This is a genomic window from Streptomyces sp. NRRL S-378, assembly GCF_000720645.1.
Classification (GTDB): domain Bacteria; phylum Actinomycetota; class Actinomycetes; order Streptomycetales; family Streptomycetaceae; genus Streptomyces.
In genome coordinates this window covers 86,005-106,318 of sequence record NZ_JOBX01000011.1, presented here as the reverse complement: position 1 = coordinate 106,318, position 20,314 = coordinate 86,005, and the positions used below count along the sequence as shown (strand labels likewise).

Genomic DNA, 20,314 nt, shown 5'->3' with positions numbered 1-20,314 from the left:
GGCAGGAACCAGAGCACGAGGGACAGCAGGAGGACGCAGCCCAGGCCGACCACCGAGATGACCGTCTCCATGACGGACCAGGTCTTCACGGTCTGCCCGACGGTCATCCCGAAGCACTCCTTGACCAGCCAGAAACCGGCGTCGTTGACGTGGCTGAAGAAGAGCGAGCCGGCGCCGACGGAGAGGACCAGCAGCGAGGTCCCGGTGGTGACCGTGTCCGCGGCGAGCGGGGCCACCAGACCGGCCGCCGAGATGGTGGCCACGGTCGCCGAGCCCGTGGCCGGCCGGATCGCCACGGCGATCAACCAGGCCAGGAGCAGGGTCGGGACGGCCCAGTCCTTCGACAGGTGGCGATCCCGAGCTGCGTGTTGCCCGAGGAGGTGATCGGCCCGGTGCCGGCGGCGGCCGCCAGGGCCGGGAGGCTGAGACTGGTCACGGTGACGTTGCCTCAGTTCTCGGAGGTGATGAGCCGGCGCAGTGCGGCCAGGGCCCGTTCGGTGACGTCCTCCGGGGGACCGGAAACGTCGATCTCAACCCCGAGCTCGTCGTCCTGGAGCGGCTCCAGCGCGGCGAACTGCGATTCCAGCAGGGTGGTGGGCATGAAGTGGCCCCGGCGTGCCGCCATCCGCTCCTCGACCAGCGGGCGTTCACCGGTGAGGTGTACGAACACGGCCCGGGGGGCCGCGGCGCGCAGCCGGTCGCGGTAGACGCGCTTGAGCGAGGACGCCGCGATCACGCCTCCGCAGGTCCCGGCCCGGTTGCGGATCCACTCGCCGACGGCGTCCAGCCAGGGCCACCGGTCCGCGTCGTCCAGGGGATGGCCGGCCGCCATCTTGGCGACGTTGGCCGCCGGGTGGAAGGCGTCGCCCTCCGCGTAGGGAAGGCCGAGCCGTTCCGCGAGCAGCCGGCCCACGGTCGTCTTGCCCGTGCCGGCCACGCCCATCACCACAATGACGCGCTGGGTGCTCACGTCTACCTCGCTGTCCTCGTCGACATCGGTTCGTGCGGCACCACTGAAGCCCATTAAGTACTACGTATTCAAGACCCCGGTCGAAAACATCACATCTTTTACCCGAGGAGGCGTCACCGTACCCTTGCGCCATGACCACCGAAGGCGCCGGAGGCGGTACCGCAAGCACCGCCGGCCAGGGGCTCCACTCCCACGTACTGGACACCATCGGCCTCGCGATCGCCGCCGGGGAGTATCCGCCGGGCAGCGTCCTGCGCACGGACGAGATCGCCGAACGCTTCGACGCCTCGCGCACGGTGGTCCGCGAGGTCGTCCGGGTCCTGGAGTCGATGCACCTGGTCGAGTCCCGCCGCCGGGTCGGCGTCACGGTGCGGCCGACCGGCGCGTGGAACGTCTACGACCCGCGGGTGATCCGCTGGCGGCTGGCCGGCCCCGACCGGCCCCGGCAGCTGCGCTCCCTCACCGTGCTGCGTTCCGCCGTCGAACCGGTGGCGGCCGGGCTCGCCGCGACCCTGGCCACGCCGCAGCACTGCGCCGACCTCACCGCCGCGGCCCTCGGCATGGTCCGCACCTCGCGCGGCCACCGGCTCGAGGACTACCTGCACCACGACATCGCCTTCCACCGGGTCGTGCTGAACGCCTCCGGGAACGAGATGTTCGCCCGGCTCGGGGACGTCGTCGCCGAGGTCCTGACGGGGCGTACCGAACACGAGGTGATGTTCCACGACCCCGACCCCGCCGCCGTCACCCTGCACGTCCAGGTGGCTGAGGTGGTGCGCGAGGGGGACGCCGCCCGCGCCGAGGCGCTGACCCGGCGGATTGCGGTGGGCGCGCTGGAGGAACTGGACGTCCTCCTGGCCCCCTGAGCCGCGGTCACCCGCAGCCGCAGCCGCCGCACCCCCCACCACCGCAGCCGCCTCCGCAGCCGCCCGCCGGGGTGTCGGAGCCCCGGGACTCCTTGCGCCGCCGTTCCTCCTCCGCCCGCCGTTCCCGGTCGCGCCGCTCCTGCTCCCGCACGGTGCGTCGGAACGAATGGTCCGACGGGCTCCAGGGGCGCAGCCCGTGGCGGCGGCGCGCGAGCAGCGGGGCGGCGGTGACGTGCGCCACGAGCCGGGTGTCGCCCTCGTATACGGCGCATTCGACGACGACTTCGGCCCCCTCGTACACGGGCCCGTACAGGACTGCCTCGACCGGTTCGGTACCGCGGTGGACGTCGCGGTGCGTGGTGCGCAGGGTGTGCTCGGTGGCCGTCAGCAGCAGCCGCTGCCCGGCGCGGGAGTTCCGGGACAGCGCCGAGTACGCGATGAGCGGCGTACCCGTGCGGCCGACGGCGTCCGGGTACAGCCAGACGTGGCCCGACGGGGCGGACCGTACGCCCACCAGCAGCGCGGGCTGCGGCCCGGCGTGCAGGCGCCGCGCCGCCAGGCGGCGGCCCACGCCCCGGCCGAGCAGCGCCGAACCGGCGACCAGCAGGGCGCCGGCGAACACCCACGGGCCGGACGGGGCGTACGGGTCCGGGCCCGCGTCCGTCTCCACGAGGACCCGGGCCCCCGCGGCGCAGCACAGGGAGCCGAGCACGATGCCCGCCAGCCCGCGGCGCCGGTGTGCCGCCGGGAGCGGGGACGGCAGCGCGAACCGGGCCGGTCCGGCCGCGTCGAGGGACAGCCGGCGCTGGCGGCGGCGGGCGCGCAGGCGCAGCAACGCCCCGGTGAACGCCCACGCACAGCCGACGACGGCCAGGGTCCGGCCGGTCCTGCCCGCGGCGCTCGGGACGCGGGTCGCGGCGAGGGCGGCGTCCGCGGCGAGGAGGGGAGCGGAGGCGACGACGGCCGCGGGCAGGTACCGGAACCACACGGGCAGGGCGGCCAGCAGGACGACGAAGGCGTAACCGCGCAGGCCGCCGCCCTGGTCGGCGGCCCGCGTGCCGTTCCAGGCGGTCAGTACGAGGGAGAGGGCGAGGAGGAGGCCGAGGAGCCGGGCTCCGGCGACGGGTGCGAAGGCGGCCGGGACCCGCGCGCCGAGCCAGCGCCGGGCGTCGTCGGTGTCCCAGAACCGGACCGCGCCCTCGGGTGTCGACGCCTCGGGCAGGTGCTTGACGAAGTCGGTCACGGCGCCAGTATGGGATCGCCGTGCCGGGCCCAGAAGGGGCGGCCGCGGCACGGAATCGCTACGGCCGCTTGCGCGGGCGGCGGGCTCAGGCGTCGAGCCCGGCCGGCTCCGTCCCGGCGAGGCGGTCCCGCTCCGCCACGACGTCGATTCCGGGGATCAGGTCGTCCTGGACCGTGAACTCCACTACCGGGAACAGCCGTCCGGGCGGAGCCATCGCGCGTCCGACCGTGTCGCCCACCAGAGCCGGCTGCGTGGACCGCGCCCGCCGCATCGCGCCCCATGGCCCCCTTGGCGCCCGGGAGTCCTCGCAACAGGACGCGCGCGAGCGCGGCCCGCCGCGTAGTGGATCTTCAAAATGCGTCACGGGGAGGTCACTTCGGCATAATGACCGCGAACGGCAGAAGCAGTGGAGACGCCGGGGCACCTGGTGGTCCGGCAGGAGAGGGAGCCCCCGATGGACGTGCAGCACTTCGAGCGGATCACCGCTTTCATCGAGGCGCGGCTCACCCCGCTGTTCGACGAGGCGACGGGCAGCGAGCACGGCTTCGCGATGGACGACACCTCCCGTGCGCTGCGCGCACTGCGCAACTCCGTCCTGGAGGCCTCGGCCGTCAAGGGCCTCATCGAGAAGCGGGAATCCGCCGAACCGGCAACGCGCCGCGTCATCGACCAGTCCGTGGAGCACAACTGGGACGTGCTGCGCGGCATCGCCCGCCAGTGGGAGGACCACGACGACTTCCGCCACGAGTTCAAGCACCACGCCTGGGAGCTCGACCACCACCACGCCGCAGCGGAGGCCTGAGCCCCAGGGACGCCGCCGCACGGTGCTCCCCGCACCGCGCGGCGCCCCCCGCGCGCCGGCGGCCGAAGCCGCCGGACGTCACGCGGCGGGTTCCGCCGATGTGCGCGGCGTCGTCTGCTGGACCGCCCAGCCGTTGCCGTCCGGGTCCGAGAAGTAGACGAAGGAGCCCCACGGCAGGTCCTGGATCTCCGTCACCTCGACCCCCCGGCCGCGCAGGTCCTCGTACGCCTCCTCGATGTCGGTCACGACGACCTGCATGTTGTCGAGGGATCCCGGGGTCATCCGGGTGAGGCCCCGGCCGATCGCGATCGAGCAGGCCGACCCCGGCGGGGTCAGCTGCACGAAGCGGATGTCCTCGCTGACGGTGACGTCGTGGTCGGCGTTGAAGCCGAGCTTCTCGTAGAAGGCCTTGGCCCGGTCCACATCGGTGACGGGGACGGCGACGAGTTCCAGTTTGATGTCCATCACAGCATCATGAGCCCCGCACCGGTGCCACGCCGTCGGATTCCGTACCGGCGGGCGTGTCCGCCGGGGCGAACTGCGTGCGGTACAGCTCCTCGTAGCGGCCGCCCGCCGCCAGCAGAGCGGTGTGCGTGCCCCGTTCCACGATCCGGCCGTCCTCGACCACCAGGATCAGGTCCGCCGCCTGCACCGTCGACAGCCGGTGCGCGATCACCACCGCCGTCCGGCCCGCCAGGGCCTCGCCCAGGGCCTCCTGCACCGCCGCCTCCGAGGTCGAGTCCAGGTGCGCGGTGGCCTCGTCGAGGACCACGACCCGTTGCCGGGCCAGCAGCAGCCGGGCGATCGTCAGCCGCTGCCGCTCGCCGCCCGACAGCCGGTAGCCGCGCTCCCCGACCACCGTGTCCAGACCGTCCGGCAGCGAGGCGACCAGACCGTCCAGCCGGGACCGGCGCAGGGCCTCCCAGATCTCCTCCTCGGTGGCTTCCGGCCGGGCCAGCAGCAGGTTCGCCCGGACCGACTCGTGGAAGAGGTGTCCGTCCTGGGTGACCATGCCGAGCGTCTCGCGGATCGAGTCGGCGGTCAGGTCGCGTACGTCGATCCCGCCGAGCCGGACCGCGCCGGCGTCGGCGTCGTACAGCCGCGGCAGCAACTGCGCGATGGTCGACTTGCCGGCGCCGGACGAGCCCACCAGGGCGATCATCTGCCCCGGTTCGGCGCGGAAGGACACCTCGTGCAGGACCTGCGTACCGCCCCGGGCATCGAGGGCGGCGACCTCCTCCAGGGAGGCGAGCGAGACCTTGTCGGCGGCCGGGTAGCCGAAGGACACCCGGTCGAACTCCACGGTCACCGGCCCCTCCGGCACCCGGCGGGCGTCCGGCTTCTGCGCGATGAGGGGCTGCAGGTCGAGGATCTCGAAGACCCGCTCGAAGCTCACCATCGCGCTCATCACCTCGACGCGGGCCCCGGCGAGCGCGGTCAGCGGGGCGTACAGCCGGGTCAGGAGCAGGGCCAGGGCGACGACGGAACCGGCGTCCAGGGTCCCGCGCAGCGCGTAGTAACCGCCGAGGCCGTAGACCAGAGCGAGGGCCAGCGCCGAGACCAGGGTGAGGGCCGTGATGAAGGCCGACTGGGCCATCGCCGTACGGATCCCGATGTCCCGTACGCGCGCCGCCCGGACCGCGAACTCCGCGGACTCGTCGGCGGGCCGCCCGAACAGCTTGACCAGCGTCGCGCCCGGAGCCGAGAACCGCTCGGTCATCTGCGTGCCCATCGCGGCGTTCAGCGCCGAGGCCTCCCGTTGCATCGCCGCCATCCGCGCACCCATCCGGCGGGCCGGCAGGACGAACACGGGCAGCAGCACCAGCGCCAGCAGCGTGATCTGCCAGGAGATGCTCAGCATCACCGTGAGGGTCAGCAACAGCGTCACGGTGTTCGCGACCACTCCCGACAGGGTGTTGGCGAAGGCCCGCTGCGCGCCGATGACGTCGTTGTTGAGGCGGCTGACGAGGGCGCCGGTTCGGGTCCGGGTGAAGAAGGCGACCGGCATCCGCTGCACGTGGTCGAAGACCGCCGTCCGCAGATCCAGGATCAGCCCCTCGCCGAGCGTGGCGGAGAGCCGGCGGGCCAGCAGCCCGAGTCCGGCCTCCGCGAGCGCGATCAGCGCGATCAGCAGGGCGAGCCGGGTCACCACCCCGCCGTCCCGGCCGTCCACGATGGCGGTGACGACCCGGCTGGCGAGCACCGGCGTGGCCACCGCCAGCAGGGCGGTCACCACGCTCAGCAGCAGGAAGGAGACGAGCCCGCGGCGGTGCGGGCGGGCGAAGGCGGCCACGCGGCGCAGACCCGCGCGGGAGAGCGGGCGACGGTCCTGCTGGGCGTTGATCGCGCTGTGCAGCGATGTCCAAGCGGTGACTTCCATGTCCATGACCCGAACGCTAGGACCTCGACCAAGCTTGAGGTCAAGGATTCGGCTCCGGACCCCTCGACCGGAGCAACTGCGGTCGACGGAAGGTGACTTCGGGGCTCCTCCGGTGTCGGTGCCCGGTGGCATCATCGGTCCATGACGCAGGGATCCGAGTCCGTCCGGTTCACCGAGGACACCACCGATACCGTCCTGCTCCACTTCGAACGCTGGGCGCGGGACACGCCCGAGGCCCCCGCCCTCATCGCCGCGCCGAAGTACCAGCTCCCGTACGGGGTGCTCGACGCCCGCGCCAACCGGCTGGCGCACCACCTGCTGGCCCGAGGCCTGCCACCCGGCGGCCTCGTCGCCATCGGCACCACCCGGCACGACGAACGCCTCGTCGGTGTCCTCGCCGTCCTCAAAGCCGGCGGGGTCTACGCCGTCGTCGACGCCGAGACGCCCCGCACCGGCCGGCAACAGCTCGCCGCGCTCCAGCCCTTGGACCCCTTCGCCCTGCTCACCCACTCGCCCCACCGGGCCGCCCTCGACACCGCGACGGGCCTGCGCACGATCCGGACCGACGACGACGCCACCGAGATCGCCGCCCGGCCCGGCTACGCACCGGACCTCGCGGAGGCGGCGGACGGCCGCCCCACGCCGGTCGCCGGCGGCGCGGCCGTCCTGTTCACGGCGAGCGCCCGACCGCGCCCCGTGCCCGTCGGCCACGCCGTGCTGCTCGCCGCCCACGCGGGATGGACCGAGCTGGCCCGGCCGACCCCGCAGGACCGGCACCTCATCACCGCCCGCCCGGACGTCACCGCCTTCGCCGCCGGCTGGACCCGGGTCCTGTGCACCGGCGGCGCCCTCGTCCTGCCCCCGGACGCCTCCTGGCGCACCGGGCACCCGCACCAGATCCGCACGGCCGTCGAGGCCCAGAAGGTCACCGTCCTGCACACCGATCCCGCCGGTATCGCCGCGCTGGTGGTCGACGGCCCCCGGCCCGCCGCCGCGGCCGACCGCAGGACCGGCCCCCGGCCGTTGCGCTCGCTGCGGCTGGCCACCGTCACCGGCGACCGCCTCCACCTCGACGAACTGGACGCCCTGCACACCCGGTTGCGTCCCGGCGTACGGATCCTCGACGTCTACGGCCTCACCGAGACCGCCGGATCGGGCACCTGCTTCGAACTCCGCGACCTGCCCGCGCCCGTCGCCGAACCGGAACGGCTCTGCCTGCTCGGCACCCCCTTCGCCGGATGCCAGGTCCACGTGCGGGGCGGGGAGATACACCTCACCCCGCCCGGCGGCGGTGACGCGATACCCACCGGCGACCTCGGCGTGCTCCGTCCCGACGGCCTGCTGGAGTACGCGGGCCGGCTCCGGGACCGGATCTCCGTCCGGGGCGGCTCCTTCGACCCCCACTCCGTCGAGTCGGCGATCCGCACCCACCCGGGCATCGGCGCCGCCCTCGTCGCGGCGGTCGACAAGGACGGGGAGCAGCGGCTCGTCGCCTACGTGGCCCCGCCGCCCGGCGACCCGGCCTGGGACGCCTCCGTGCCGCTGCCCGAGATCCACGGCCTGCGCAACCACCTGTCCGGTACCGTCCTGAAGGAGCAGTCGCCGACCATCCTCGTCCGGCTCCGGGCCCTGCCGCGGGGGCGGGGCGGCCAGGAGGACCGCTCGGCCCTGCCGCTGCCCACGCAACCCGTCTCCGAGCGGCCCGCCGTCCACGGGAGCAAGTTCGCCCGGGCTGCCGCCGGCACCGGCGACCCGGACGGCGGGCGCGTCATCGCCGCCGGCTGCCTGACCGTCGTCCTCTCCTTCCTCGCCTTCGCCCTGACCGACGTCGTGTGGCCCGGCTCCACCGATCTCTCCGCCGTGCCCGGCCCGTGGGCGGCCCTGTTCTTCCTGCTCTACCTCGCCGAAAGCCTGTCCTTCGGAGCGGGCCTCGCGTTCCTGTTCACCGGATACCGGCTGATGGCGCGCCGGGAACGCGGCCGGCCCCCGGGCCGCATCAGGGCCGTCCACCTCGCCGCGAGCTACCTGCTGCTCGCCTGGTGGCCGCAGGACAACGCCTACCGGCTGGCGGCCAAACAGGACTGGCCCCTCCAGGCCCTCCTCGTCTACGCCTTCAACATCCCCCTGATGATCGCGGGCCTCATCGTGGCCGTCCACCTGGCCCGCAGGCCGGACTCGCCCTTCGACTACGAGGACAGGACCTGACCCGACCCCCTCACCGGGGTACCGCACCCGGCGGTCCGGTCAGCGTTCGGCGGCCGACGGGGCGTCGAACAGGGCGCCGACAGCCGCCGCCCGGGACCGGACCAGGGCCTCGGCCGCGTCCAGGGTCTCCGGGCTGTGCGCGGCCACCAGGACCCCCAGCCAGGGCGCCGGATCGAAGGCGCCCGTCGGGATCGCGGGCACGAACACCGCCCCGATCTCCGCGCACGCCCGGGCCAGGTCCGCGCACAGCTCGTCCGCCTGCGCCTCGGGCAGCCGCGCGCCGAGCTCCACCCGGTCGGCGATCCGTACGAGGTGACCCGCGCCCCGCAGCGCGTCGAGCCGGGCCGCCACCATGAAGGCGATCGCCGGCCCGGTCAGCCGCAGGTTCGTCTCGGTCGGCGCGAGTCGCCCCTCGGCGTCCACGACGAAGTCCACGTCGAACCAGCCCCGGTAGCCGGACGCCGCCAGCTCCCGGCCCACCGCCGCACCGAAGGCGAGCAGCGGCTCCTCCGCCCACTCCGGCACCGCTCCGGGGCCCACCGTGGCCCCCCGGTAGGCACCCTCCGTCACGTCCATCAGCGCCGCGCCGACCTCGTGCACCGCACCGCCCCGGTCCACGAAACCGTCGTACGTCAGGTCCCGGACGGCCCCCGGATCCGTCGGCCCCTCGACGAACTCCTCCACCAGCAGCGGCCCCCGCGGCAGCCGCCGCAGGACGGCGCGGGCGCCGCCCTCGGCCCGGACCTGTCCGGCCGTGACCACGGTGGTGCCCGAACCCCCGACCCCGTGCTCCGATTTCAGAACGGTGGCCTTCCCCGCCCGCGCCCGTGCGGCCAGCAGCCGCGCGGCCGCCCACCGGGTGGCGGCCCGTACCTGCGAGGGGAGCACGACCCCGGGATGCCCGCCGCCCGCCAGGATCCGCTCGAACAGGCCGTGCGCCGCGGCCTTCGACTCGTAGCGCAGCTCCCCGGGCCGCCACGGACGCCCCGTCAGCAGACCGAACGGCCGGGTGAGCCCCCACGGTACGAGCGGCTCCCCGGCCCCTGTCAGCCGCGCGGCGAGCGCCGGCCGGGCCCGTACCGCGTCGGCGAGCCCGGACCCCCGCTCCACCAGGCCGTCGTACACCTCCACCCCGGTCCAGCCCAGCTGCCGGCAGACCAGGTCGGTCCAGCCGCCGGGCACTGCCCGGGGCAGGACCAGGGCGGACGGGAGGGGGCTGTAGAAGGCGGCCAGGCAGGAGTAGTGGTGCGCGGCTGCCTGCTCCCGGTCGAGGGAGGAGTCGGCGAACTGCGCGTTGAACTCGGCGACGTTCCCGACGTGCACGGCCCGCCCGCCGCCCGTCCAGGCACGTGCCCAGCCGGCGAGCGGGGCCGGGGCCGCCTCGAACCGCACCAGGGACCCCGGCCGCCCGGCCGCCGTCGCGGCCGGCCCGGGCGTCGCGCTCCGCCCGGCTGGCGGCACCGCGACCGCGCCCATCGCCCGGTAGAAGCCGGCCGCGTGCGGATCCGAGTCGATGACCAGCCTGCGCACCCCCTGCTCCACGGCCCGCCGCAGCACGTCCCGGTACAGGAGCCGTCCCACGCCCGTCCCGATGGCGGCGGGTTCCACGAAGAGCAGCCCCAGCGTCGCCAGCGGGGCGGCGCCCTCCAGGGAGGCGACCCCGAGGACCGCCCCCTGCGGGTCCTCGGCGACCACGATCCTGCGCGCCGTCACCTCGTCGGGCCGGATCCGCAGTTCCGCAGCGCACGCGGCCAGGAATCCGGCGTCGTACCCCCAGTGCGCCTTGGACCGCATCACCAGCCCGGTCAGGGCCTCCGCCTCGGCCGCCCGCGCGGCCCTGACCTCTACCATTCGCCGACCTCCCCATGGTCTGCGGGAGGGCCGTGCGATAGATTCGGCCTCCCCACGGCAGGTATTTTCCCACCCATCGGAGACAGGCTTCTCAATGAGCGACATCATCAACGGACTTGGCCGCACCAGCGCCTACGGCGCCCTGGGCCTGGTCCTGCTGATCCTCGGCATCGTCCTCGTGGACGTGCTGACGCCCGGGAAGCTCCCGAAGCAGATCTGGGAGGAGCGCAACCGCAATGCGGCCCTCTTCCTCAGCTCCGCTCTCCTGGGCATCGGCGGCATCGTCTTCACCTCGATCTGGACCACCTACGACGACTTCGGCAAGGGCCTGGCGTCGACGGCGGCCTTCGGGCTCCTCGGCCTGATCCTGATGGCACTGGCCTTCCTGGTGCTCGACCTGGTGACGCCGGGCAAGCTCGGCGCCATAGTGGTCGACCCGCAGCCCCACCCGGCGGTCTGGGTCTCCTGCGCCTGCAACCTCGCCGTCGCCGCCATCGTCGCCGCCTCGATCGCCTGACGCACCGGCACCCGTACGCGCCGAGAGCGCCGCTCCGTCAGGGGAGCGGCGCTCTCGGCGTACCCGGCCCCTCCGCGGGCACCACGGGCTATGCCAGGCCCAGGGCGAACGCCCCGAAGCCCACCGCCAGCAGCCCCGCCACCGCACGCCGCACCGCTCCCGCCCGGCGGCCCTCCACCGGCGGTGCCTCGAACCGCCGCGCGTACCGGGCGATCCCCACCAGCAGCGCCGCGAACACCGGCATCCACGCCACCCGCGCCGCGACCCAGGCCAGGCTGTCGGGTGCGGTCGTCAGCCCGGCCACCCCACCCGCGAACGAGGCGGGCACGGCCGCGGCCAGCATGGCCGTCTGGTGCCAGCACAGGATCGTCATCGCGCACAGGTTGATCACCACCACCGGGGCCCACAGCGCCGGCCGGTCCAGCAGCCGCGCCAGCCGGTCCCGCAGCAGGATCGCCGCACCCGACTGCGCCGCGGCCAGGGCGAGCACCAGCAGCGACGGCGGGTGAGAGTTGGTCCGGGCCGCACCCGGCACCCCCACCATCGACGCCGGATAGTGGAACACCACCAGCAGCGCCGCGAACAGCAGCGCCCCGCCGGCCAGCAGCAGCCAGGCCCCGCGGCGGCCGATCCGGCGCTCGCCCCAGGCCACGCCCAGCTGGTACGCGAACAGCCAGCCCGGCAGGATGTTCAGCAGCGCCAGCCAGGACGGCACGGACTCCGCGAGCGGCCCGTAGCGCAGGAGGTCCACCACCGCGACCGAGGCGAGCAGCGGGGCCGCCGCCCAGCCGCCGAACCGCCGCGCGGCCCGCACGCAGTACGGGGTCAGGGCGGTGACCACCACGTACACCCCGACGAACCACAACGGCTGGACGACCAGCTTCGCGCCGGTCCGCAGCGACGCCTCCGGCACCCCGGCCGCGTGCAGCACCGGCGCGGCCAGCGCCCACACCGCCGTCACCCCGAGCACGGGCCGCCCGAGGCGTACGACCCGGCCCTTCAGCCACGCGCCCGCCGACCCCGGCCGGCGCCGGTAGGAGAGCGCCGAGGCGTAGCCGCCGACGAGGAAGAAGACGCCCAGCATCTGGAGCACCCAGCCGGCCGGTGCCAGGGCGCCGAGGGACGACAGCGGACTGGCGTTGTGCAGACCGCCGTCGGCGTCGAGCGTGAAGCCGCCGAGCAGCCAGTGGCCGGTCGGTACGGCCAGCAGCGCCAGCGCGCGCAGCCCGTCGACCGCCCGGTCGCGATGGGCGGGAGTCCGCCGGTCGATCCGCTCGGCGGCTTCGCGCAGCGGGGCCAGGACGGTGGACGCGCTCATCGGGCCTCTCCCTTCGCGATCGCGGCGAACGCCGCGAGGGACTGCGTACCGGGGGCGAAGTAGCCCGTGTGGCCCCGTACGTCGGCGGCGGGCACCCGGCGGGCGCCGAACGCCGCGGAAGTGGGGTCGGCGCCGTGACCGAGCCCGGCGAAGCTGACGTTCGGGACGTCCGCGATCCAGTCCGAGGGGCCCCGGGCGGCCCAGACGCGCGCCCCGGTGCGCAGGCCGTCCGCGGTGTCCGCCCGCATGCCGGGAGACCCGAGAGCGACGAGGTCGGTCGCGTCGGTGTGCCGGGCCGCCAGTCCGCAGACCACGGAGCCGTAGCTGTGGCAGAACAGCACCGGGTCGGCCGCGCCGGCCGCGTCGAGGCCGGCGGTGAAGCGCGCCAGGCGGGTCGCCCCGGCCGCGGCCAGCCGACCGTCGGCGGCATCGAGGCCGACGCCGACCGGAGTGGTGTACCCGGTCCACGCGATGACGGCCACCGGCTCGCCGGGCGCCGGGCCCGCGGCCACCGGCCCACCGGCCACGGCGCCTTCGGCCGCCGGGCCGCCGGTCGCCGCGCGCAGCGCCCGGGCCATTCCGGCCGGGCCGGAGTGCGGCGTGCGCCGGGAGTCGTACGAGGCGGCGTCGTTGTCGTTGCCGGGCACGATCACCGCCACGTGCGCGGCGTGCTCCAGGTCCCCGAAGACCTCGGCGACCTGGCCCCGGCCGCGCGGGTCGAAGGCCAGGATCCGCCGGTCCGGCGCGGCCAGGGACGCGTACCGCGCCTCACCCGTGGCGGCGACGGCGAGCCGGTTGGCCTCATACCGCAGGGGCAGGGGCGCCCCGTCGAGGTTGCCCACCACCAGCGGGTGGGACCGTACGAGCGCCGCGCGGTGCGCGTCGTCCAGCCCGGCGAAGAACCGGGCCACCTCGGACGGCTCCGCCGTCGCCGGATCGGGCAGCGTCCGGCCGTACGCCGTGTCGGCCCGCCAGGCCGCGGTCCCCGGCGGCGGCCCGGTGACGGCCGCCTGGCTCCCGCTCGAGGCCCATCCGGCGGTCCCCCCGACGACGGCCACCGCCAGCGCGGCCGTGACCAGCGTCCTTCCGAAGCGGCGCATGCCCCTTCTCCTCTCCTCGTGACGAGGGGGAAGGTAGGAAGACGGCACCACCGCGGACGTCGGACCGTGGAGCCAAGTCCGGTGTCATACCCCGGTAGGGGGTGGAGGAGGACCCCCGTCATCCGTGAGCCCGCCGAGGGGAAATGCCGCCGCGGGGCCACCGGACCGCCCTGACCGCGTACGGATCCCGCTGCTACGACGAGTGGCGTCGAGGAGTACCTGCTCGTCGACCTCGATACCGGAGCTCTGCTCCGCCGGGCCGACGTCCGGCCGGACCGCGGCCGACGGCCGGGGGTGCTGCTGCGCGGCGCCGGCCCGGCGGACGCTCCCGCCGGCCTTCCGCCGACCACCGCCGCTGCGGTCCGGACCGGCCGCCCCTGGCCGGTCCGTCGGCTCAGGCGGTGTCGCCCGGGCGTACCAGCCCGGCCTCGTAGGCGAAGATGACGGCCTGGGCCCGGTCCCGCAGGTCGAGTTTGGCCAGCACCCGCCCTAGGTGCGTCTTCACCGTCTGCTCCGCCAGCACCAGATGGGCCGCGATCTCCTGGTTCGACAGCCCGCGCGCGATCAGCTCCAGCACCTCGGTCTCGCGCGGCGTCAGACCGTTCAGCCGCAGCGCCGGGTCCTTGCGCGGCGCCGGCCGCTGCTGGACGAAGTCCGCGATCAGGCGCCGCGTCACCGAAGGTGCCAGCAGCGCCTCGCCCGAGGCGACGACCCGCACCGCAGCGATCAGGTCCGCCGGAGGGGCGTCCTTGAGCAGGAAGCCCGATGCCCCGGCGCGCAGCGCCTCGTACACGTAGTCGTCGATGTCGAAGGTGGTCAGCATCAGCACCCGAGGCCGGTGCACCACGCCGGGCGGCGGGCCGAGGATCTCCCGGGCCGCCGTCAGCCCGTCCATCTCGGGCATCCGTACGTCCATCAGCACCACGTCGGGATGCGTGGAGCGGGCCACCTGCACCCCCTGGCGCCCGTCGGGCGCCTCGCCCACCACGTCGATGTCGGCCTGCGCGGACAGCAGCGCGGCGAATCCCGCCCGCACCATGGCCTGGTCGTCGACGATGACCACGCGGATGGTCAACTGCGCTCCTCGTTGGTGTCGTTCGTGCCGTGCGGATCGCCGGCCGCGCCGCCGGAGTCCAGCGGCAGGCGCGCGGCGACCCGGAACCCCCCGTCGGGCAGCGGCCCGGTGTCCAGCGTTCCGCCGGTCAACCGTACGCGCTCCCGCATCCCCACGAGACCGTGCCCCGTGCCCGGACCGTCCGGCTCCACCACCGCGTCCCGGGCCGCCGGACCGTTCACGACCAGGACCAGCACCTCGTCGTCGTCGACCGTCACCGAGACCCGGGTGGGTGCGCCCGGAGCGTGCCGCACCACGTTGGCGAGCGCCTCCTGCACGATCCGGTACGCCGACAGGTCCACCGCGGGCGGCGCGGCCTCCGCGGCGTCGGCCGCCAGCGACAGCACCACCGGCTGCCCGGCCCGTACGGTCGCCTCCACCAGTTGCTGGAGCCGGCCGATCCCCGGCTGCGGAGCCCGTACGCCACCGGCACCGCCGTCGCCCGCGCCGTCACCCGCTCCGTCCGGGGCCCGCAGGACGGTCAGCAGCCGCCGCATCTCGCCGAGGGACTCCCGGGCACTGGCCGCGATCGCCGCGAACTCCTCCCGCACCGGCTCCGGCATGCCCGGCAGCCGGTAGGGCGCGGAATCGGCCTGCACGGTGATCACCGACATGTGGTGGGCCACCACGTCGTGCAACTCGCGCGCGATGCGGGCGCGTTCCTCCAGCAGGGTGCGCCGGGACCGCTCGGCCTCGCTGATGCTCTCCTGCTCGGCGATCCGCTGACGGGCGTCGCCCAGCCCTCGCAGCGCGCCCGTCAGGGCCAGCACGACGCCACCGAGCACGAAGAGCAGAGCGGCGGTGTTCATGGTGTCCGCGGGCTGGAAGAAGCCCAGCACCGCACCGAGCGCGCCGGTCACCAGCCACACCGCGACCAGGGTCCGGACGGACTCGCGCAGCCCCAGGCAGGCCATCAGCACCAGGTTGCCTACGATGACCATCGGCGTCCACGGCCAGGGGTGTCCGGCCACCTTGTCGGCCTGGGTCAGCAGGATCGCCCCGACGGTGTTCGCGACCGTGACGAGCAGCCACGCGGGCACCGGCCGCGTCACCGCCAGGAGCAGCGGCACGGTCTGCGCCACCCCGAGCGACCCCGACCAGCCGCCGTCCATCCCGTAGTCGTCTGCCAGCACCGCGATGGTCGTCGGCAGCAGGGAGACCACGAAGAGGCCGACCACGACGTACGGGAGCGCCCGCTGCCAGGCCTTGGGAGCCTGGGCGAACAGGGGCTGGGCCGCAGCGGCGGGAGTGCGCAGGGCCGCGGCGAGCTGTGCCGGGGGGCGGGGCTGCGGGGTGCCGGCCGTGCGGGCGGCGCCCTTGGCCGGGGTCCGTCCTCCGGTCCGTTCGCGGGCTTCGTCGCTCATGATCGCACCAGCCTATGCTCCGCCGGGCCCGCACGGGCCCAGGGGTAGGGTGCACACCAGTCGATCATGGGGGAGATGTTCGCATGGGCGGGGCGGCCGCGCTGGAGAAGCTGGTGCCGGTGCTGCTGGCCTTCGGCGGCGGGGTCCTCCTCGCACGCCGCAAGGTGGTTCCGGCCGAGGCCTCCAAGGCCTTCTCCGACTACGCGTTCCTCTTCGCCGTGCCCTGCTACCTCTTCGGCAACATCTACGCCAGCGACCTCGCGGCCCTGTTCGACCGGCGGGCGATCGGCGGATACGCCGCGGCCGCGGCGGTCGCCGTGGCCGTCGTCGCCGTGGCGGCGGTCGCCCGGGGCCTGCGGGAGCCCCGCGAGGTGGCACTGCGCGTGATGGCCGGAGTCCAGGTGAACACCGCCTACTTCGCCGTCCCCGTGTTCATCACCGTCTTCGGGACGGCCGCGCCGATCTTCCCGATCCTGCTCTTCCAGGTCTGCGTGCTCTCCCTGGTCGTCATCGCCCTCATGGAGCTGGGCCGCGCCGGCCCCGGCGGCGGCCGGGGCCGGCGCCTGTCCCGGGCGGTCGGGGCCTCGCTCGTCACTCCGCTGGTCCTCGCCTGCAACGCGGGGATCCTGCTCAACCTGCTCTCGGTGCGGGTCCCCGCCGTCGTCCTGGACGGAGCCGCCTTCGTCGGCGACAGCGCCTCGCCGGTGGCCCTGTTCGCCCTCGGCCTCCACCTCGGCGGCGTCGGCCTCCACCTGCGGGGCACCACGCGCGAGGAGGTGGCCCTCATCGGCTTCAAGTGCCTGGTGTTCCCGCTGCTGACCTGGGTGGTGTGCGGGCTGTTCTTCGGTGTGCGGGGCGACTGGCTGGCGTACCTCGTGCTGATCGCCGCGATGCCGACCCCGCAGAACCTGTTCATCTTCGCCCAGCGCTACGACGTCGGCGTCGACCTCTCCGCCGCGGTCGTGATCAAGACCTCGCTCGTCTCGCTGCTGCTGCTGCCGCTCTGGCTGCAGACGGTCGCCACCTGAGCAGCCGCCCCCTCGGCGGGCGCCGGCCCGGCGGGCCGACGTCGGCGTCTGGCGCCGCCGTGGCCGCCGCCGTGCGACCGTTTCCGAGCGGCAGCGTCAGGACGACCACCCCGCCGGGGCCGGTCGCAGGTCCGTGCGCGTCCCGTTCCTGCCCCCGGCGTGGCCGACGTCGGAGCCGCACGGCCCTGGTCGGGCGGACGGCAGAGCCGGACGCGGGGACCCGCATCAACGCTCACGTACCCCCGGGCGGGACCGGCTCGTTGAACCGGCATGGAACTGCCGACCATCGCGGCGCCGGGCGTCGGGGAACGGGCCGACGCCGCGGCCGATGCCGCCTGCCACCTCTACGACACCGTCGCACCCTGGGGGCCCGGAGCACCCGGAGGGTGGAGCCGGACCGCCGCCGAGGACGCCGCGGAGGCGATCGAGACCACCGCTTACGCCCTCGCGACCGCGGCCCCGGGCGCCGAGGTCGTCCTGGCGCCCGTCCACGCGGCCCTGGCCGACCTGCGCCGCCGCCTCGGCCTCGCCCCCGCCGAGCCGCTGACCGGCGACGGGCTCCCGGCGACCCCGCGGACGGTGGGCAACCCGCGCCGGACCCGGTGGGTACGGGCCCTCACGGCGCCTTCGCCCCGGCAACCGCCTTCTCGTACAACTTTCTGATGTCCGCGCCGAAGTACGAGCTGTAGGAGACGTCGGGCTTGTCCCCGCCCGTCTTCCAGCCGCCGATCACGCCCACCACGTCGCCGGTCCCGGTGCGGCCGTCCAGGCGGAGCAGGAACGGGCCCCCGCTGGTGCCGCCCGGGTAGCCGGTGCAGGCGATGCGCAGGAACGAGCCCGGGATCCGGGAGTCGGTGCTGGTGTACTTCGTCGTCCGGTTCACGCACAGGCGCGGCCGTGCGGCGGCGGACGGGTGCCCGATCAGCGTGGCCCGCGCGTGTGCATAACCGGCTCCGGTGACCAGTCGGTTGCCGCCCACCACGTCCTGGACGCGGAACCCCTTCGGGCCGGGCCCGACCTGCGCGAAGGCCACGTCGAGGGCGGCCGCGCGGTTCACGCCCTGGGTGCGGTAGCGCTGGTCGATCCAGATCTTGGAGCGTCCGGCCGCGGTGCGCAGGACCGGGAACATGCCGAACGGCCGCGGCTTGGCCCGCGTGTACTGCGGTACGAAGGCCACCTGCTGGGTGTCCGCGCCGGTCAGGCAGTGGGCGGCGCTGATGATGAGGTTGCGGCCGGGGGAGGCGACCACGCTCGCGGTGCAGAAGTAGGAGCCGCCGCCCTTGACGAGGAACATCCGGCCGACGACCGGGAGACCGCCGAAGTCCTGCCCGACGCCGGGGCCGGCGGCGGGAATCCGGGGGAGGGCCGGACGTACGGGGGCGGGCGCCGGGAGGGTGACCGGCGTCGGGAGGGTGACGGGCGTCGGCGTGGGCGTGGGCGTGGGCGTCGGTGCGGTGGGGGCGGCGGACGGGGAAGGAGTCGCGTCCGGGCCCGGGTCCACGGGGCGGACCGGCTCGTCCGGCTCGTCCGGCCCGCCGGTTCCTCCCGGCTCACCCGCCTCGTCCGGCGGCGGGAGAGGTGGTACGGGTGCCCAGGGATCTGGGGGATCCAAGGGATCCACGGGGGCCACGGGATCGACGGGCGGTACCGGGGCGACCGGGTCCTGCGGTGCCGCGGCCCGCCGCTCCGGAGGGCCGGGCGGCAGCGGGCGGGCCGAGGCCATCCGCTCGGGCGTCCAGAAGGACTCCGCCTCGCGCGTGCCCCAGCGGCCCGCGGCCACCGGAACCGCGCCCCCCGCCTCGGCCACGGGCAGCGGCCCCGCGGACACCAGCAGGGCGGCCGCCGCCGCGGCCACCGTCAACGTACGTCGCATGCCGGACACTCCCTAAACGGCTTGGGGGAAACGGAAGAGCCGGTCCGGATCGTGGGTACGCCGGACCTCCTCCAGCCGGGCGAGGTTCGGGCCGTAATAGGCCTCGCGCCAGCCGCTGAGCTTCGGGTCGATGTAGTTCTGGTACGCGCGGCCGCTCGCCCAGGGACGCAGGTCCTGCCACAGCCCGTCGAGCCAGGCCTCGTGCCGGGCCACGTCGGCGGCCGGCGCGGATTCGGGCCAGTGGACGAGGTACTGGCCGAGGAAGGCGCTGTCGCGGTGCACGAAGGCGGTGTCGCCGGCCGCGACCCGGTTGACGGCACCGCCGCAGACCCCGTCGAACTGCACCACGCCGAGCCCGCCCCGGGGAGCCTCGGCCCCGTACCGCCGGACGGCGTCCAGGACGGCGTCGATCGCCGCGTCCGGCAGTCCCGCACCGGCCCAGAAGTCGGAGCGGGCGGCGTAGGAGTCCCTGCCGAGCCGTCCCCGCGGGTCCCGGCCCGGCAGCGTGCCCGGCAGCCGGCACTCCGCGGCGCTCAGGTCCAGGCACCCGGACATGGCCCGCAGGGTGTCGCCGTGGCTGCGTACGACGATCCAGCTGTCCCGGGGCGCGGCGCCGACCAGGTCGGACAGCCGTGTCAACTGCCGTTCCAGTTCCGGGCGCCCGTCGAGGCACACCACCCGGAGCGAAGGCACCGTGGCGGCCGTGTCGCCGGGCCCGGGGAAACGCCCGGGTCCGGGGCCGGCCTCGACGGTGAACTCCACCTGGCTCCAGAACGGGTCCGGCAGCCCGGTCAGCCAGCGCTGCCAGCCGCGCAGGACGTCCGCAGAACCGGCGGCCGGCCAGTGCAGTTCGGCGAAGGCGCAGTCGCCGACCGTGTGCGTCCGGAAGCGGAACTCGGTCACCACACCGAAGTTGCCGCCGCCACCGCCGCGCAGGGCCCAGAAGAGATCGGGGTCCCGGTCGGCGGAGACCTCTCGGACGGTCCCGTCGGCGGTGACCGCCTGCGCCCCGGTCAGCCGGTCCGCGGTGGTGCCGTACGCCCGCGAGGCCAGGCCGAGCCCGCCGCCCAGCGTGAGGCCCGCGATGCCGACGGAGGGACACAGCCCGGTAGGGACGGACAGGCCCCGCCCGGCGAGGGCAGCGTGCACGTCACCGAGCCGGGCGCCCGCGCCGATACGGACGCCGTCCCCCTCGACCGTCACCGCGGCCATCGCCCCGGTGTCGAGGACCAGGGCGCCGGCCCGCGTGGACCAGCCGGCGTAGCTGTGCCCGCCGCCGCGGGGCACCACGGCCACGGCTTCGCGCCGGGCGAAGTCCAGGCAGACGGCGACGTCCCCCGCATGCGCGGGATAGGCGACCGCGGCCGGCACGACGGCGTCGTAGCGGGGCTGGAACAGCCTCCCGGCCTCCGGGTGGTCGCGGTCCCCGGGAAGCACCAGCCGCCCGTCGATCCCGCGTGCCAGCGCGCCGTAGTCCGGGCCCCGGGCCGCCGCGCCGACGGTGGCGAGGACGGCCGCGGCCGCACCGCCGAGGACCTGGCGCCGATCGAGGCTCATACCTCCTTCCTGCCACCGTCCCTCCGGATCCCCGTGCAGGCGGGTCCCACGCGCACCGCGCTGACCCCCGAACGGCGCATTGCCCAAGGGGTTCGACTCGTCCTGTGGAAGGACCGCGGCGGCGGG

Annotated in this window: 18 protein-coding genes and 1 pseudogene; 6 read left to right on the top strand and 13 right to left on the bottom strand. The window is 75.0% G+C overall.

Annotated features, from left to right (window positions below; genetic code table 11):
• Positions 1–11: 11 nt before the first annotated feature.
• Together IH80_RS42100 and IH80_RS0110520 are read right to left on the bottom strand one after the other, a co-directional pair.
• A pseudogene (locus IH80_RS42100) lies at positions 12–347 on the bottom strand (gluconate transporter); the annotation flags it as partial.
• A 101-nt stretch (positions 348–448) separates the two neighbouring features.
• Entirely contained in the window at positions 449–970 is a 522-nt protein-coding gene (locus IH80_RS0110520; protein ID WP_030959510.1) for a gluconokinase, read from the bottom strand.
• A 131-nt stretch (positions 971–1,101) separates the two neighbouring features.
• Here IH80_RS0110520 and IH80_RS0110515 point away from each other — a divergent pair, with 131 nt between their 5' ends.
• Positions 1,102–1,836: a FadR/GntR family transcriptional regulator gene (locus tag IH80_RS0110515; RefSeq protein WP_030959509.1), complete on the top strand. Its 735-nt coding sequence runs from the start codon at positions 1,102–1,104 to the stop codon at positions 1,834–1,836.
• 7 nt (positions 1,837–1,843) lie between these two features.
• On the opposite strand, the gene IH80_RS0110510 is transcribed toward IH80_RS0110515, so the two are convergent.
• Together IH80_RS0110510 and IH80_RS46845 are read right to left on the bottom strand one after the other, a co-directional pair.
• On the bottom strand, positions 1,844–3,079 hold the full coding sequence (locus IH80_RS0110510) for a hypothetical protein (RefSeq protein ID WP_051809048.1): 1,236 nt from the start codon (positions 3,077–3,079) through the stop codon (positions 1,844–1,846).
• A gap of 85 nt (positions 3,080–3,164) precedes the next feature.
• On the bottom strand, positions 3,165–3,293 hold the full coding sequence (locus tag IH80_RS46845; protein WP_267883517.1) for a hypothetical protein: 129 nt from the start codon (positions 3,291–3,293) through the stop codon (positions 3,165–3,167).
• 240 nt (positions 3,294–3,533) lie between these two features.
• On the opposite strand from IH80_RS46845, the gene IH80_RS0110500 reads away from it, so the two are divergent.
• A complete protein-coding gene (locus tag IH80_RS0110500) occupies positions 3,534–3,881 on the top strand; it encodes a hypothetical protein (protein WP_030959504.1) in 348 nt (115 codons plus the stop codon).
• A 78-nt stretch (positions 3,882–3,959) separates the two neighbouring features.
• On the opposite strand, the gene IH80_RS0110495 is transcribed toward IH80_RS0110500, so the two are convergent.
• Together IH80_RS0110495 and IH80_RS0110490 are read right to left on the bottom strand one after the other, a co-directional pair.
• Positions 3,960–4,346, bottom strand: a complete 387-nt coding sequence (locus IH80_RS0110495; protein ID WP_030959502.1) for a VOC family protein — start codon at positions 4,344–4,346, stop codon at positions 3,960–3,962.
• Positions 4,347–4,353: 7 nt separating this feature from the next.
• Positions 4,354–6,267: an ABC transporter ATP-binding protein gene (locus IH80_RS0110490; protein WP_030959500.1), complete on the bottom strand. Its 1,914-nt coding sequence runs from the start codon at positions 6,265–6,267 to the stop codon at positions 4,354–4,356.
• A gap of 135 nt (positions 6,268–6,402) precedes the next feature.
• Between IH80_RS0110490 and IH80_RS0110485 the strand changes: the two genes are divergently transcribed.
• Positions 6,403–8,466, top strand: coding sequence for an AMP-binding protein (locus IH80_RS0110485; RefSeq protein ID WP_030959498.1), 2,064 nt, complete (start codon positions 6,403–6,405; stop codon positions 8,464–8,466).
• A gap of 39 nt (positions 8,467–8,505) precedes the next feature.
• On the opposite strand, the gene IH80_RS46840 is transcribed toward IH80_RS0110485, so the two are convergent.
• Positions 8,506–10,317, bottom strand: coding sequence for a GNAT family N-acetyltransferase (locus IH80_RS46840; protein ID WP_051809046.1), 1,812 nt, complete (start codon positions 10,315–10,317; stop codon positions 8,506–8,508).
• 94 nt (positions 10,318–10,411) lie between these two features.
• Here IH80_RS46840 and IH80_RS0110475 point away from each other — a divergent pair, with 94 nt between their 5' ends.
• Complete coding sequence (locus IH80_RS0110475) at positions 10,412–10,834, top strand: DUF350 domain-containing protein (RefSeq protein ID WP_030959496.1); 423 nt, start codon at positions 10,412–10,414, stop codon at positions 10,832–10,834.
• A gap of 88 nt (positions 10,835–10,922) precedes the next feature.
• On the opposite strand, the gene IH80_RS0110470 is transcribed toward IH80_RS0110475, so the two are convergent.
• The 4 genes from IH80_RS0110470 to IH80_RS0110455 form a co-directional block, all read right to left on the bottom strand.
• Positions 10,923–12,152: an acyltransferase family protein gene (locus IH80_RS0110470; RefSeq protein ID WP_030959493.1), complete on the bottom strand. Its 1,230-nt coding sequence runs from the start codon at positions 12,150–12,152 to the stop codon at positions 10,923–10,925.
• Entirely contained in the window at positions 12,149–13,252 is a 1,104-nt protein-coding gene (locus tag IH80_RS0110465; protein ID WP_030959492.1) for an alpha/beta hydrolase, read from the bottom strand. The genes IH80_RS0110470 and IH80_RS0110465 overlap by 4 nt, the downstream gene beginning before the upstream one ends.
• A gap of 394 nt (positions 13,253–13,646) precedes the next feature.
• Complete coding sequence (locus tag IH80_RS0110460) at positions 13,647–14,327, bottom strand: response regulator (RefSeq protein ID WP_030959491.1); 681 nt, start codon at positions 14,325–14,327, stop codon at positions 13,647–13,649.
• The gene (locus IH80_RS0110455; protein WP_051809043.1) at positions 14,324–15,730 is read right to left on the bottom strand and encodes a sensor histidine kinase; all 1,407 of its coding nucleotides are present in this window, start codon (positions 15,728–15,730) and stop codon (positions 14,324–14,326) included. Before IH80_RS0110455 ends, IH80_RS0110460 begins: the two co-directional genes overlap by 4 nt.
• 83 nt (positions 15,731–15,813) lie before the next feature.
• On the opposite strand from IH80_RS0110455, the gene IH80_RS0110450 reads away from it, so the two are divergent.
• On the top strand, positions 15,814–16,758 hold the full coding sequence (locus tag IH80_RS0110450; RefSeq protein ID WP_030959488.1) for an AEC family transporter: 945 nt from the start codon (positions 15,814–15,816) through the stop codon (positions 16,756–16,758).
• Between the two features lie 270 nt (positions 16,759–17,028).
• Positions 17,029–17,421, top strand: a complete 393-nt coding sequence (locus tag IH80_RS0110445) for a hypothetical protein (RefSeq protein ID WP_051809041.1) — start codon at positions 17,029–17,031, stop codon at positions 17,419–17,421.
• Here the strand turns inward: IH80_RS0110445 and IH80_RS40700 are convergent.
• Positions 17,375–18,631 (bottom strand): trypsin-like peptidase domain-containing protein, encoded by a 1,257-nt coding sequence (locus tag IH80_RS40700; protein WP_078906418.1) that lies wholly within the window; start codon positions 18,629–18,631, stop codon positions 17,375–17,377. The genes IH80_RS0110445 and IH80_RS40700 overlap by 47 nt on opposite strands.
• Positions 18,632–18,643: 12 nt before the next feature.
• Complete coding sequence (locus IH80_RS0110435; protein WP_051809038.1) at positions 18,644–20,188, bottom strand: FAD-binding oxidoreductase; 1,545 nt, start codon at positions 20,186–20,188, stop codon at positions 18,644–18,646.
• Positions 20,189–20,314 lie beyond the last annotated feature (126 nt).

Bases quoted from the DNA above. Each gene is read 5' to 3' on its own strand.
- IH80_RS0110455 (WP_051809043.1), bottom strand. From the start codon at position 15,730: ATGAGCGACGAAGCCCGCGAACGGACCGGAGGACGGACCCCGGCCAAG.
- IH80_RS0110490 (WP_030959500.1), bottom strand. From the start codon at position 6,267: ATGGACATGGAAGTCACCGCTTGGACATCGCTGCACAGCGCGATCAAC.
- IH80_RS46840 (WP_051809046.1), bottom strand. From the start codon at position 10,317: ATGGTAGAGGTCAGGGCCGCGCGGGCGGCCGAGGCGGAGGCCCTGACC.
- IH80_RS0110500 (WP_030959504.1), top strand. From the start codon at position 3,534: ATGGACGTGCAGCACTTCGAGCGGATCACCGCTTTCATCGAGGCGCGG.
- IH80_RS0110515 (WP_030959509.1), top strand. From the start codon at position 1,102: ATGACCACCGAAGGCGCCGGAGGCGGTACCGCAAGCACCGCCGGCCAG.
- IH80_RS40700 (WP_078906418.1), bottom strand. From the start codon at position 18,631: ATGCGACGTACGTTGACGGTGGCCGCGGCGGCGGCCGCCCTGCTGGTG.
- IH80_RS46845 (WP_267883517.1), bottom strand. From the start codon at position 3,293: ATGGCTCCGCCCGGACGGCTGTTCCCGGTAGTGGAGTTCACGGTCCAG.
- IH80_RS0110475 (WP_030959496.1), top strand. From the start codon at position 10,412: ATGAGCGACATCATCAACGGACTTGGCCGCACCAGCGCCTACGGCGCC.
- IH80_RS0110470 (WP_030959493.1), bottom strand. From the start codon at position 12,152: ATGAGCGCGTCCACCGTCCTGGCCCCGCTGCGCGAAGCCGCCGAGCGG.
- IH80_RS0110495 (WP_030959502.1), bottom strand. From the start codon at position 4,346: ATGGACATCAAACTGGAACTCGTCGCCGTCCCCGTCACCGATGTGGAC.
- IH80_RS0110445 (WP_051809041.1), top strand. From the start codon at position 17,029: ATGGAACTGCCGACCATCGCGGCGCCGGGCGTCGGGGAACGGGCCGAC.
- IH80_RS0110465 (WP_030959492.1), bottom strand. From the start codon at position 13,252: ATGCGCCGCTTCGGAAGGACGCTGGTCACGGCCGCGCTGGCGGTGGCC.
- IH80_RS0110435 (WP_051809038.1), bottom strand. From the start codon at position 20,188: ATGAGCCTCGATCGGCGCCAGGTCCTCGGCGGTGCGGCCGCGGCCGTC.
- IH80_RS0110485 (WP_030959498.1), top strand. From the start codon at position 6,403: ATGACGCAGGGATCCGAGTCCGTCCGGTTCACCGAGGACACCACCGAT.
- IH80_RS0110450 (WP_030959488.1), top strand. From the start codon at position 15,814: ATGGGCGGGGCGGCCGCGCTGGAGAAGCTGGTGCCGGTGCTGCTGGCC.